Origin of the sequence: Nostoc sp. NMS2 (assembly GCF_017115105.1) — a bacterium.
In the GTDB taxonomy this organism is placed as follows: Bacteria; Cyanobacteriota; Cyanobacteriia; order Cyanobacteriales; family Nostocaceae; genus Nostoc.
The window spans coordinates 50,609-63,491 of the sequence record NZ_JABXKH010000090.1 but is presented as its reverse complement, the minus strand read 5'-3'; the positions used below and the strand labels follow the sequence as shown (position 1 = coordinate 63,491).

At 40.5% G+C, this 12,883-nt stretch carries 10 protein-coding genes; 5 read left to right on the top strand and 5 right to left on the bottom strand.

Annotation, left to right across the window (positions count from 1 at the left end; translation table 11 throughout):
* Window positions 1-281: 281 nt before the first annotated feature.
* The 5 genes from HWQ36_RS16760 to HWQ36_RS16740 all read right to left on the bottom strand — a co-directional run bounded on the left by HWQ36_RS16760 (window position 282) and on the right by HWQ36_RS16740 (window position 7,500).
* Complete coding sequence (locus HWQ36_RS16760) at window positions 282-1,916, bottom strand: alpha/beta hydrolase (RefSeq protein WP_292704824.1); 1,635 nt, start codon at window positions 1,914-1,916, stop codon at window positions 282-284.
* Window positions 1,917-2,371: 455 nt separating this feature from the next.
* The gene (locus tag HWQ36_RS16755; RefSeq protein WP_292704823.1) at window positions 2,372-2,830 is read right to left on the bottom strand and encodes a cupin domain-containing protein; all 459 of its coding nucleotides are present in this window, start codon (window positions 2,828-2,830) and stop codon (window positions 2,372-2,374) included.
* Between the two features lie 53 nt (window positions 2,831-2,883).
* Window positions 2,884-5,280 carry a glycoside hydrolase family 15 protein gene (locus HWQ36_RS16750; RefSeq protein WP_292704822.1) on the bottom strand — a complete coding sequence of 799 codons (2,397 nt, stop codon included), beginning with the start codon at window positions 5,278-5,280 and terminating at the stop codon, window positions 2,884-2,886.
* A gap of 274 nt (window positions 5,281-5,554) precedes the next feature.
* On the bottom strand, window positions 5,555-6,493 hold the full coding sequence (locus tag HWQ36_RS16745; protein ID WP_292704821.1) for a cation diffusion facilitator family transporter: 939 nt from the start codon (window positions 6,491-6,493) through the stop codon (window positions 5,555-5,557).
* Between the two features lie 194 nt (window positions 6,494-6,687).
* The gene (locus tag HWQ36_RS16740) at window positions 6,688-7,500 is read right to left on the bottom strand and encodes an SDR family oxidoreductase (protein WP_292704820.1); all 813 of its coding nucleotides are present in this window, start codon (window positions 7,498-7,500) and stop codon (window positions 6,688-6,690) included.
* A 758-nt stretch (window positions 7,501-8,258) separates the two neighbouring features.
* On the opposite strand from HWQ36_RS16740, the gene HWQ36_RS16735 reads away from it, so the two are divergent.
* The 5 genes from HWQ36_RS16735 (at window position 8,259) to HWQ36_RS16715 (ending at window position 12,857) form a co-directional block, all read left to right on the top strand.
* Entirely contained in the window at window positions 8,259-8,753 is a 495-nt protein-coding gene (locus tag HWQ36_RS16735) for a DUF2231 domain-containing protein (protein ID WP_292704819.1), read from the top strand.
* Entirely contained in the window at window positions 8,750-9,331 is a 582-nt protein-coding gene (locus HWQ36_RS16730) for a DUF2231 domain-containing protein (RefSeq protein ID WP_292704818.1), read from the top strand. Before HWQ36_RS16735 ends, HWQ36_RS16730 begins: the two co-directional genes overlap by 4 nt.
* A gap of 168 nt (window positions 9,332-9,499) precedes the next feature.
* Window positions 9,500-10,420: a cytochrome c oxidase subunit II gene (locus tag HWQ36_RS16725; protein ID WP_292704817.1), complete on the top strand. Its 921-nt coding sequence runs from the start codon at window positions 9,500-9,502 to the stop codon at window positions 10,418-10,420.
* Complete coding sequence (locus HWQ36_RS16720; protein WP_292704816.1) at window positions 10,410-12,086, top strand: cbb3-type cytochrome c oxidase subunit I; 1,677 nt, start codon at window positions 10,410-10,412, stop codon at window positions 12,084-12,086. Before HWQ36_RS16725 ends, HWQ36_RS16720 begins: the two co-directional genes overlap by 11 nt.
* A gap of 111 nt (window positions 12,087-12,197) precedes the next feature.
* Window positions 12,198-12,857 (top strand): heme-copper oxidase subunit III, encoded by a 660-nt coding sequence (locus HWQ36_RS16715; RefSeq protein WP_292704815.1) that lies wholly within the window; start codon window positions 12,198-12,200, stop codon window positions 12,855-12,857.
* Window positions 12,858-12,883: the final 26 nt, after the last annotated feature.

Sequence of the window (12,883 nt, the reverse complement as noted above, 5' to 3'; positions counted from 1 at the left end):
CGCACCGTGTTATGTGGCGTGCGTTAGGCGCTTAAATTATCTTTTTTTTAACCAAAAATATCAAAATATATCCCTAACACATCCTACAAAAATTTTATTTTTACTTTATAAGTATAGCGGTTCTCGGTCTAGTGAAATACAATTTTGACCTCTCTCCAAACCTCTCTTCTAAAAGGAGAGAGGCTTTGAATTGTTCCCCCTTCCCGCAACGGGTTGGGGGTCAGGGGGTTAGGTCTATTTGCATACCTGTAACTCACCAGATTGAAAATGGCTATAACCTCTTAAAACGCTTTTTTCAATTCTTCAGATGTCAGAGATTTAATTAAACTTAACGGTAGTGGTTGCTGACTAATTGTATGAACGTAGTCTGTACTCAAATATGGAAGGTAACTTGGCTGTTCAGCAATATACGTTTCAAAGAAAGGAACACTTAAAGCTTTAACATAGCGACGTGCCAAGGCTGAACCTGAACCGACTGCTTGTGTAGGAATAGGAATAGTTGCATTGGGTGATTCAGCAATAGTAGAAAAGTGTGTCCCGCCATTGATAAGTGTTAAATACTTGTTTGAAGTTGTTAACCAAGTAAAAGGCTGAATTTGTTCTAGTAAAGCCGGAGCAACAGTATCAGAACTGCCAGATACAATCATCACAGGAATTTTGATTTGGCTAAGGCTAGCTTGACCAAAAATACTGCTATCAACGGGATTAATGGCAATTACTGCTTTTATTCTTGCATCCGATAAGTTGTATTGAGAATTTGGTAAATTGACAGCCAAACATTGAAGTAATAGCGAAACATTTAACGTATCTTCTAATGGACAGTCGGCTTTCAATTGCTCGAAATTAATCTTTGCACCGGCTAATGCTAATGCTGTATATCCACCAAATGATTGCCCGATTACACCAACTTGTTCTAAATTTAAACGTCCCTGAAATGTTGGATTAGACTTAGATAAACTAGTGAGTTCATCTAGTAAATATTTAATATCTAAAGGTCTGTCAATAAGTTCTCTAGGATTAGTAACTTTATCAGTTGTACCTTTTAATAATGCTTGTAGTTGTTTTGAATCACTACCAGGATGTTCTGGGACAGCAACCACAAAACCATAAGAAGCGAGATGTTCGGCTAGATATGCAAAACTTGTTCTGTCAGAACCAAGTCCATGTGAAATAACAATTATCGTCCGAAGAGTTTGAGCAGATGGGAGGTAAATATCAGCTAAAAACCTTCTATTACGTGAAAGGTCATTAAGGGTAATGGTTTGCTTTAAGAAACGAAAACTTCCGGTTTTTCCTAAGTCCATCAATGGAATAGAATTAGGCTTAGAAGTAGTGGTTGCCTTTTGTTGAGATTGTTCGTTAATAAGTGCTACTGCATTTTGAGTTTGATTTACTAAATCTTGTAATGTCTCTGCTATTGCTAAAGTCTGGTTTAAGTTAATTGAAATTGAGCTTGCAGGAAACTTGCGTAATATATTTAAGAGGGTAAAATCTTTTTGATCGGCGGCTGATAAAATTAGTGCCGAACGAATTGCATAAAAGCCTGATAATCTAGATTCTGTCTGAATAATTTTCCCCAATCTTTGTAATAATCGCTCACCAATGGGTGTATAAAGAAACTGCGACATTTCTACTTGATTTAAGGGAATGCGAGTTAGTAAAACTTTCCGCAGTTGAGTTAGTTGCTTTTTGTCTACATACTTACTATATCCAGCTAAATCATCATCTACTTTGCCTGTTTTAGCATAGTTTTCGAGCGAACTAATGGGGATAGACCTTTCTAAAACACCATAATTAAATTTTAGGCGCTCTGCACCGAAAGCGGGATAAGCAGTTAATGTAGGCAGCAATGCCATACTAAAAATTCTCAAAGCTAATTTCTGCCAAACAATTTGTTTACCGATAAGATGAGTCATTACACACCAGTTGAGATACTACATTCATTACGCAAGGAGAAAATTAGCTGATAATAAAATTTGATATAGTTGAGGAAAATTTTCTAGAATTTTTAGCACCAAGCAACCACCGAATGATTCCCTACAGAGGTAAACAAACAAACTTTTTAACAAGATGATGGTTAGTGGTTCATGTCATTAATTCTGATAGATGAGGGTGGTGAGATCCCCGACTTCGTAAAAGTTGTCGGGGATCTTATAGTACCGCTTCGCGTAATTCGTAATTCGTAATTCGTAATTTGTAATTACCGTTGCGTAAGGGTTTTAGACATTTCAAATGGTCTGTTTATTTCCGCCGAACTGTACTAGTACCGCAAGGCGGAATTAAAAATTAAAAATTAAAAATTAAAAATGAATACAGCGTAAGCGTTTCTTTGATTTGGAATGGGTGGTTTATTTACGCCGTGCTGTACTAGTTAACTAAATCGACAAGATTGCTCGAAAGTCGGAGTTTCTTCAAGTTGCACCATTATCAGAACAGCTGGCGCATCGCCTACTGTTCCAGATAAGTGACCTTTATTACCTTGCGCGTCCGCTTTCGTGCCTTGGTCTTCTCCAAATGAAATCTCGCCAGGGCCCATCTCTACTCGCTGTCCATCCATAGTCTCTACAAACCAGCGTCCCGATAGAGGGATTATCCACTGGGGCTTTGGGTTCTCATGCCAGTTACCAACCCATCCCACCGGTAGCACAGTAAAGGTAATTGTCGCACCAGACTGCTTCAATTTAGAAAGCCACTGAGGTGAGGTATCAGGGGCTATACCTTTCTCAATGAAGTCCTGAATTTGGCAACGGGACTGGTGACTTATACCATCGCGGTCAGTCCAGACGTGCCAGTAGTCAATTGTCGGCTTGTGTGATTGGTTATTCTGCATAAAATGGCTCTCTTGAATTGTGGGGCAATCTCAGAAAAATCAAAGCTAATTACTTACTCAACTAAAACCGTGTAATTGTGCTGTTCCCATTTGCTACTTTCAATCCAGAAAAAGGTAAAGCTTATTGGCTGTTGTTGGTTATTAGAAACAGAGATATCTACAAAACTTACTCCTAATTTTGTGGAAGTAGAAGGCGTATCTTTTGCTGTTTGCCAATTATCCTGTGACCAATACAACTGAAAAGAAGCTAAAGCGTGAATTCGCAATGTATAACCTTTTTTAACTTTGTCTACTTGACGGTTAAACTTCCACATTTCCAATGATTTACATTCTTGTCTTTCGCCTAAATAGCGATTCGCTACCTCTGGGATAAAATCAAACACCTGATTGTCATGATTTGACCGTAGCAGCTTGATATACTCTGCGTGCGCCCACATTAAAGGCATGGCGGAACCTGTTGGTTTTCCTAAATACATGTGGCTTTCAGCTCTATCTGCTTCATTCCAAACCTGCTCTGGTAGCAAACAAGTGTTTGAAGCAAATCCCTCCATTGCCTTGATATATGTTTTGACATCGCCACCAACAGCTAATTCATAATGTCCCCGTTCTCCTGTTAAGAGAGGCCAAGCGCGTCCCTTACCATAACTAGTATAAGGACTGCCGTCTTCTTGCTGTCCGTAGCCATCGTGGTTGTAACGATGCCAACAAGGCCCAACGGGTGTATCTACTTTCAAAACTGCATCAATTACTTTGACGGAATCAACAATAATCGGGTCATCAGGTTTACGAATTCCATAGCGTACTAGTTGCAAAAAGCCTGCATCCACAATTTCTTTCGCAGGAAATTCTGCTGCTTTACCAGGAGGTTGACTACTGATGAAAAGAGTTCCCTGATTAGGATTTTCGTTGGGTTGAGGATTATTAATATCTGTAGGAGTAATGCGGATGTAATGCCGATTGATGCCAGGAACAAGAGTGCCTTCGGTAGTAACTGTCCAAGCTTCGATATGAGATTCTAAAAAATCGGCGTATTCTTCGATAAATTGTGCTGTTACTTCATCTCCACGTTCACGAACAAATTGAGCAGCGCAGATTAAAGCGGCAATATTAGATGCGAGTGTAGAAGGTGAATAGCCACTGTTTTCTTCCCAGCGTTCTTGTTGGGTAGCCGGGCCATGACGAATTAAATAACCCGCCGCCCGTAAAATCATGGGATAAATATCAAAGTTCAGTGGTATTTTTTGTTGGTGCAATAGCCATGCTAGTAAAATGGGAAATGCCACTTCATCTAGTTGAATACCCTTCCAGTAAGGTTCACCATCAACCCAGAAATTTTGGGGAAAACCGCCATCTTCCTGCTGACTCGTGGCAAGATAAATGAGCGATCGCACTGCTGTTTCAGTTTCCCCAGCAGCCACCAAACCTGTTACACTGCTAATCATATCCCGTGTCCAGACAAGGTGATATCCCCCTTGGTCTTGGTCGTCTTTGGCTTCGCCCCAAGGAATTGCAAGGGAGGCGATTAAAGCACCTGGATAACTTTTGTCTTCATGGGCCAAAAGCAGACTAATGCTGTGGTGATACAACTTGCCATCATTGGATGAAATATTTTCTAATGGTTTGATGCACTGGCGCGATCGCTTCCACTGTTCGATATAATGTTGCTTCTGCTGTTGAAAAGGAATATTTAGCGACTGAAACAGTGTGGAAATTGCATTGTGCAGAGTTGTACCAAATGCCAGTCCCAAAGTAAACTCGTTACTTTCATCTAAATTTAGTTGTCCAGTCAAAGCAATGTTGCCATCTAAAGCACAGTCAAACTCCCAATCCATCTGGAAATTATCAGCTAAATCTGTCCAGCCATCACTTTGACCGACGTAACCACAGGAAAGACGGGTAAAGGGAACTGTTGCACCCAGCACCAGCCATCTTCCTGCTTTTTCGGCCGTTAGAATCCGATGCCCAGCAACTTCTCTGGTGTAACCATTATTACCTCTACCGCTAACTTCCAAATGTGGCGCACACAAAGCGTATAGCTGGAGTTGCGAGATAAACTCGCGCTCTCCTGTTAACTTTGTATGTTGTAAAATACAGGATAAATGTGGGTCAGCAATCACTTCTTTGATCACAGCATAACGCCCTTGTGGATCGGAATTAGTGACGCGGTATCCTAAACCATGAGTCCACATCTGTTCAACTTTTGATTCGAGATGGCGTTTCTCTTCGTGGAAAAAGCTTTTTCCATCAGAAATTAAGTATTGCAAATCTCGAATTTGGGGTCTATCTACTGTGGGGTGGTAGACTTCTGTTACAACACCGTTGCAGATAGTAAACCAAACGCGACTAGAGGTAGAATAAGCTGTACCGACTGCATCCTTATTGGCATGAGTCCATCGAGGCTCAATACCTGGTGAACCAAAAGCCTGTGCTTGACCAATAATTTTTACCATATTTTCTTGCACTAATAAGCTATGAATGTTTTTTGAACATGCGGGATTGGATATTTATCTGATTAAAATTTTATGGTTCTTCAGTACGTATTATGCTGAACTTTTAATTAAAGTCCGTCACTTGCCTTGAAAATCAAGCCTTACAGGGAGTTATAGCTTCAATTTCAAAAATCTTGCCTCAAACGCTAAGAATAACGGCTGTTATTATTGCCCAGCAAGGGTTTTAAGCTAATTTACAGATGTATTTAGCATAGCAAGTACTGAAGAGCCAATTTTATTGAAAAGGTTGAGAATATTTGCGAACGGCAGTTAATGATTTAGCTTCAATAAAAATTTGTTTTATTTCAGGATGTTTTTGGCGAATTTTTATTTCTAAACTTTCTACAGTTAATGCTATTTCCTCGCCTGTAAGATTTTTAGAAAACTGAATTTCTAAGTTAAGTAATACTTCATGTGGAGCAAGCTGCATTGTTAGCACCCGGATAACTTCTTTGACTCCTGGTTCTGTTTTTGCCAAAGAACGGATATTAGCTATGGTTTGAGGATCAGCACTCTCACCAACTAATAATCCTTTACTTTCTCTAGCTAATACTACTGCTACTATCGCCAAAATAATGCCAATAATAATCGAAGCGATACCATCGAAATAAACATTATTAAATAGATGTCCTAAAAAAATTCCGATCAAGGCAACAATTAAGCCTAAAATTGCGGCAGTATCCTCAAATAATACTGTAAATACTGTAGGGTCTTTACTGTTTTTGATTGCTTGCCAAAAATTTTGCTTACCCTTGGTTGGCAAAAACTCTTTTAAAGCCACAGTCCAAGAAAAACCTTCAAGTAATATTGCTACACCTAACACAATATAATTCCACATCGGGTCTTCTAAAGGGCTGGGGTTAATTAAATGAGTAATTCCCTCATAAATTGACATACCGCCACCAATGGCAAAGATGAGGATAGCAACGATAAAAGTCCAGAAATAAAGTTCTTGACCGTATCCAAAGGGATGGCTATCATCTGCTGGTTTTTGGCTTCTGTGAAGTCCTAGCAAAAGTACAAGTTGGTCGCCTGTATCTACAACTGAATGAATTCCCTCAGAGATCATGGCGGAACTGCCAGTAACGGAGGCGGCGATAAATTTAGTAATAGCGATCGCTAAATTAGACCCTATCGCTGCAAAGATTATTTTTTTAGATGAATCAGTTGCCATGAGCGTAAATAAGAGCTATCTAAAAACTTAGGTGCATCGTGCATCCACCTACAATCTCGTGTCTGATAGTTAAAAGTAAACTATCAGAAGGTATAAGATAGCTTTACTATAGGACTCATATTTGATTTTTGAAAAACTCCCTACAACTCAAAAAGCCTTCTTTCCTATTGCCTCTTGCCTCTCACCTCTTTTCTTTAACCATTTTCTGTAAATCCGGGATACAAGGTCATGCCACCATCTACAAATAGTGTTGTACCGTTAACATAATCAGAGTCATCAGAAGCTAACCAAACTGCTGCTTTGGCGATATCTTCAACATTTCCTACCCGTTTTGCTGGAATCAGTTTTAGTAACTTTGCTTCTGCTTCTGGAGTATCCCAAGCTGATTTGTTAATGGGGGTTTTGATAGCACCAGGAGCAATACTATTAACGCGAATTTTGTGGGGAGCAAGTTCTTGAGCAATACTTTTCATCATCATATTAATGCCACCCTTACTCGTAGCATAATTAACATGACCTGCCCAAGGAATTACTTCATGTACGGAACTCATGCAAATAATTTTACCTGCTGCACAAGAAATATCAGGTTTTACACCTCTACGCAAGAATTCCTTTGCAGCCTCCCTAGCACACAAGAATTGTCCCGTCAGATTTATCCCAATCACTGCATTCCATTGCTCAATGGTCATATCGATAAATGCTGAGTCTTTTTGAATGCCCGCATTACTTACTAAGATATCAATAGTGCCAAATTCTTGGAGCGTTTTGCTAAACATCGCTTTTACTTGGTCTTCTTTGCTGACATCGGCTTGAATAGCAAATGCTTCTCCATTATCAGCTTTGATATCATCAACAACTTTTTGGGCTTCTTCAGCTTCAGAATTGTAGTTGATGGCTACTGCTGCACCTGATGTAGCCAAATGGCGAGCAATGGCCTCACCAATCCCAGAACTAGCACCTGTTACAAGTGCTTTTTGACCTTTCAGCAGGTAAGGGGAATAGCTCATAATGCTTTCGATACTTTTAAAAAGTGGATTCTTTGTAAGTAGCTGAAGACTTGCATAATATAATATGGCGGTTCCCAGTTGAGTGAGGTACAAAAACCCCACCCCCAACCCCCTCCCCGCTCTTCGATAGGGGGCTATGATGTATCTCATTTGATTAGGAAAAGCTATATTTTTGCTTGCTTCGCGTAGGATTACCTTAGCAAATTTAGATTATTAAATCGTTAATTTATCGATTAAACAAACAAAGCTTTTTAAGATTTTAAGAGAATCCTAGTATTTTCCTAATCTATCCAAAGAAAGATAAATAGTATATTGTTTTACTGACCAATATTTTAATTAGTTGTCATTCCTGTGACAATAGTATGTCTTTATTTATAAGATTTGTTAAGTTATAGATTTAAAGGCTATGTCAATCTGAGCAACAATTTATGGTATATTCGGAGAAACATTGTTTATCAGTTTTAGTTGATATCATTTGGGATATAAAAGAAAAGAAAATTCTAGTTATTTTGATTAGTTCTTATGCTTGAACAAATAATTGCTAGAAAATAGTTTTTAACAAAGTTTAGGGGTTAATTCCTCTGCCTCTACAGGCAGAAAGTTTTGGGTAGTGGTCTAGATACCCGTCACAAAACTTAATTACGAATTACGAATTACGAATTACGAATTACGAATTATTTAAGGGGGGTTCTCAAAGTGCCTAAAGTCACAGCGAAACACTTTTCAAATAACCTCTTAGACTTATGAAGGAAAAAGCGATGCCTGCTCTGTCTCTGAATAGCCAAAATTTACCATACCCTGACCCTCTACACCCCATCATTGTCCACTTCGTAATCGCAATGGTGCTTTTTTCTTTCGTGTGCGATGTTCTAGGCTATTTCACCCGCAACGTGCGTTTGTTTGAGGTGAGTTTCTGGAATATGTTTGTTGCTGCGATCGCAATTTTTTTAGCGGTGATCTTTGGTCAATTTGAAGCCGGACTAGCACAAGCCCAGAAAGCAGCCCAGTCTACACTGAATTATCATACCGTCTTGGGTTGGTCATTGGCGGCGATGGTTGCCGCGATCGCAGCTTGGCGTTTTGTGATTCGCAACCGCAGCCCCCGAAAAGTACCGCCTGCTTACTTAGGGGCTGCAACATTGTTAGTCTGCCTAGTATTCTTGCAAGTATATTTAGGCAGTAAACTGTTTTGGGTATATGGTTTACACGTTGAGCCTGTAGTTCAAGCCATGAAACAGGGAGTTTCACCATGAACCCGCAACTGATTGAGCAGTTGAGATTGCGCCTGGGTGCTAACGGATTACCCTACGAAATTCCTTTACATCCGCAGTTGGTGCATCTAACACTGGGTTTGTTCATCATTGCCGTCATTTTTGATTTAGCAGGAGTGTTATTTTCTTTAGAAAAACCAATTTTCAAATTTTTGGGATTGGCTGCCATCCGTTCTAGCTTTTTTGATGTCGGTTGGTACAACCTCATAGCAGCAGCAGCTATTACGTTTTTCACAGTTGCGGCTGGTTTTTTGGAGCTAATTTTGGCAAATCCACCAGTCGATCAAAAGAGTGCTTGGGGGTTGAGTGCTGGTTGGACAATGCTTTTACATGGTTTGGGTGGCCTTTTGCTGTTGGGGATCATTGTAGCCATGACTGTATGGAGAGGTTTGCAACGCTATCGCTGGCGTAAGGATGCTTCCAGACAGGTGCAGTGGAGTTACTTGTTAGCAGGGATTGCAATACTAGGCATATTATTCGTTCACGGAACTTTGGGGGCGCAATTGGGAGAAGAATTTGGGATTCATGTTACTGCTGCTAAGTTAGGTAGGCATAATTAAACATAAAATAAAATCCTAGTTCGTAGTGAGCGATTCATCGCTCAAAACAAGGATTATCATCAGGACTAAAGTCCCGACTACAAACTTTAATTTATTTGCGCCTAGTTACTTAATACCATTGCCAAAAATGTTTACAACAAATAATTAAACGAGAATTTATTGAATTTTATGTTTAGTGTTTTTGAATATGTATTAATAGCGGTTTATGTAGCAGTGCTGCTCGTCGTCAGTCGGTGGATTGGGCAACAGGCGTTTTTTTGGATGCCTCCCCAAGCTACAACAGAAGCACAACGGGTAGATGATTTGTTTAGCTTCTTAGTCTCAATTGGAGCATTTATCTTACTTGGGCTAGTTGGCGTAATGGTGTATGCGATCGCTTTCCATCGTGCCCCACCAGAAGACTACACCGAAGGACACCCCTCTAGAGGTGATACGAGGCTAGAAATATTGTGGACAGCAACCCCAACTTTGTTAGTAGTGTGGATTGCTTTCCAAAGCTTCAATATTTATCAGCAGTTAAATATTTTAGGTTTAAAGCAAATTGTGCATTTGCATACACCCCTTGAATCTGCACCCGCTTATGCCGAAACCCTCAGCGATGTCCCCAAACCTGCGTCTGAAACTATTGATGTTTTCGTTAAGCAGTGGGATTGGTCTTTTCGTTATCCAAATAATATTACTAGCAATCAACTGCATTTGCCGATCAATCGTAGCACTCGCTTAAATCTGCAAGCGCAGGATGTAATCCACGGTTTCTACGTCCCTGAGTTTCGCTTAAAGCAAGATATTATTCCAGGGCGCGACATTGATATTGTGCTAACACCCATTCGCCCAGGCAAATATCGGCTGAAAGATTCTCAATTTAGCGGTACTTACTTTGCCTTAATGGAAACCGATGTATACGTTGAATCTCTCGATCGATATAATCAGTGGCTCACGCAAACTGCTAATAGCGAACCAACTCCAGTAAATCAGGCAGTTGCCGAAAATATCCAACCACCAAAAACATTGTTTAATAGCGGCTGGTACACCGTCACACCTGCTCAACCTGGCATTGCCAATAAAAGGAAGCTAAATAATGACACATGATTTTAGTCAAGAGATTACCGGGGATCGAGAATCGAAAAATTACCAGAACCAGCAGGGTAATACTTGGCGACAATATTTCAGCTTCAACACCGATCATAAGGTGATTGGAATTCAGTACATGGTGATGACCTTCATTTTCTTCCTGATTGGCGGGCTATTGGCGATGCTGATTCGGGCTGAATTGCTCACCCCAGAATCGAATTTGGTCGATCGCCCGCTTTATAACGGTTTGTTCACCATGCACGGGACAATCATGATTTTCCTGTGGATCATTCCCTTTAATGCAGGTCTTTCTAACTACTTAGTACCACTAATGATTGGAGCGCGGGATATGGCTTTTCCTTTGCTCAACGCCATCTCTTTTTGGATTCTGCCACCCGCAGGTCTTTTACTACTATCTAGTTTCTTTTTACCAAACGGCACTGCACAATCTGGCTGGTGGTCTTATCCGCCAATTAGTCTGCAAATTCCAGGCGGTGAACTGATTAACGGTGAATTTATTTGGATAGTCAGCCTAGTTTTAATAGGCATCTCTTCAATCATGGGGGCTGTCAACTTTGTGACAACCATCTTTTGGATGCGGGCCCCAGGGATGACATTTTTTCGGATGCCTGTGTTCGTTTGGTCGGTTCTCAGCGCTCAGTTATTGCAACTGATTAATTTACCTGCCTTGACAGGTGCATTGGTACTGCTGTTGCTTGACCTATCCTTTGGTACACAATTCTTTAAACCGGATGGGAATGGCGATCCGATCATTTACCAGCATCTATTTTGGTTCTACTCTCACCCAGCAGTTTATATCATGGCACTACCAGCCTTCGGTATTTTTGCGGAGGTTCTGCCTGCATTTTCTCGCAATCCCCTATTTGGTTATCGTTCAGTGGCGATCGCCACCTTGGGTATTGCTGCAATCAGCATCTTCGTTTGGGTACATCACATGTTCACCAGTGCCACCCCTGGTTGGATGCGGATGACCTTCATGGCTACCTCAATGTTAGTTGCGATACCAACTGGTATTAAAGCCTTCGCTTGGACTGCCACCATCTGGAGAAGCAAGCTACATCTAGAGACACCAATGTTGTTTGCAATGGGAGGTGCAGCCATGTTTATTTTTGGTGGTGTTACTGGTGTAATGCTTGCTGCCACCCCATTTGATATCCACGTTAATAACACCTACTTTGTTGTGGGACACTTCCACTACATCGTTTTTAACACGATCACAATGGCAATTTTCGCGGCAATTTACTACTGGTTTCCCAAAATAACTGGAAGAATGTATGCCGAGGGTTGGGGTAAGTTGCATTTTTGGCTGACCTTTATTCCTGCCAATATTACCTTCTTCTCCATGCACCCATTAGGTTTACAAGGGATGCTACGCCGAGTTTCTTCTTATGATCCACAATATCAAGGATGGAACGTCATTGCTAGCCTGGCATCATTTTTACTAGGAGCATCCACGCTGCCTTTTATTGCTAACATAGTAGGCTCTTGGCTTTACGGGCCGAGGGCAGTTGATAATCCTTGGCACGCTACTGGATTAGAATGGACAACCTCTTCACCACCTCCGCGAGATAACTTTGAAGAGATTCCAATTGTCACAAGACCTCCTTATGACTACGGCAATCCAAAGTACTCAGTCATCGAAAATTCTGATAACAATGAGTGACTCAATTTTAGATTTTGGATTTTGGATTTTGGATTAACCTATCCACACCATTAATTCTGTAAAGAGTTAGACAAATTTAAATTACGAATTACGAATTACGAATTACGAATTATGCGTCGCACTCATATAGATGAAAGTCCAATCCGTTTTGATCTGTGGCGGCGACGCTTGCCAAATTGGTTACAGCGCTTCCTACCAAGTGGTGGCGGGAGTCATGAAGATCATCATGGTAAAGGAATGTTCGGATTTACCGTCTTCCTGCTGTCAGAAAGCATCATCTTTTTGAGTTTTATCTTTACTTATGTTGCTCTCCGGCTGAGTACTAATAACTGGCTACCACCCGGTATTTCGGGGCCAGAATTGTCTACAATTGTGGTTATTAATACGGTAGTATTACTTTCTAGTAGCTTTGTCATTCAACCAGCAGAAAATGCCCTCAAGCGTAATCAACTCAATAAATTTCGTTGGCTATGGTTAATAACGATCGCAATGGGAAGTTACTTCTTAGTTGGTCTACTAATTGAGTGGAAAAGTCTCGATTTCAAGATTACTACAGGGTTAGTTGGTTCGACATTTTACTTACTAACAGGCTTCCACGGTCTACACGTCTTGGCTGGTGTTGTGCTTCAGATAATTATGCTGATTCGCTCATTCATTCCAGGCAACTATGATAAAACTCATTTCGGGACAAGTGCGACTACTCTTTTTTGGCACTTTGTTGATGTAGTTTGGGTCTTTCTTTTCTCGCTGATCTATCTTTGGCGAACATAAAAAAATTCAGAAATCCCAGTATTTTA

What these genes read in the sequence shown, in the direction of transcription:
- HWQ36_RS16760 (WP_292704824.1), bottom strand. Translation starts at nt 1,916, where the DNA reads ATGACTCATCTTATCGGTAAACAAATTGTTTGGCAGAAATTAGCTTTG.
- HWQ36_RS16755 (WP_292704823.1), bottom strand. Translation starts at nt 2,830, where the DNA reads ATGCAGAATAACCAATCACACAAGCCGACAATTGACTACTGGCACGTC.
- HWQ36_RS16750 (WP_292704822.1), bottom strand. Translation starts at nt 5,280, where the DNA reads ATGGTAAAAATTATTGGTCAAGCACAGGCTTTTGGTTCACCAGGTATT.
- HWQ36_RS16745 (WP_292704821.1), bottom strand. Translation starts at nt 6,493, where the DNA reads ATGGCAACTGATTCATCTAAAAAAATAATCTTTGCAGCGATAGGGTCT.
- HWQ36_RS16740 (WP_292704820.1), bottom strand. Translation starts at nt 7,500, where the DNA reads ATGAGCTATTCCCCTTACCTGCTGAAAGGTCAAAAAGCACTTGTAACA.
- HWQ36_RS16735 (WP_292704819.1), top strand. Translation starts at nt 8,259, where the DNA reads ATGCCTGCTCTGTCTCTGAATAGCCAAAATTTACCATACCCTGACCCT.
- HWQ36_RS16730 (WP_292704818.1), top strand. Translation starts at nt 8,750, where the DNA reads ATGAACCCGCAACTGATTGAGCAGTTGAGATTGCGCCTGGGTGCTAAC.
- HWQ36_RS16725 (WP_292704817.1), top strand. Translation starts at nt 9,500, where the DNA reads ATGTTTAGTGTTTTTGAATATGTATTAATAGCGGTTTATGTAGCAGTG.
- HWQ36_RS16720 (WP_292704816.1), top strand. Translation starts at nt 10,410, where the DNA reads ATGACACATGATTTTAGTCAAGAGATTACCGGGGATCGAGAATCGAAA.
- HWQ36_RS16715 (WP_292704815.1), top strand. Translation starts at nt 12,198, where the DNA reads ATGCGTCGCACTCATATAGATGAAAGTCCAATCCGTTTTGATCTGTGG.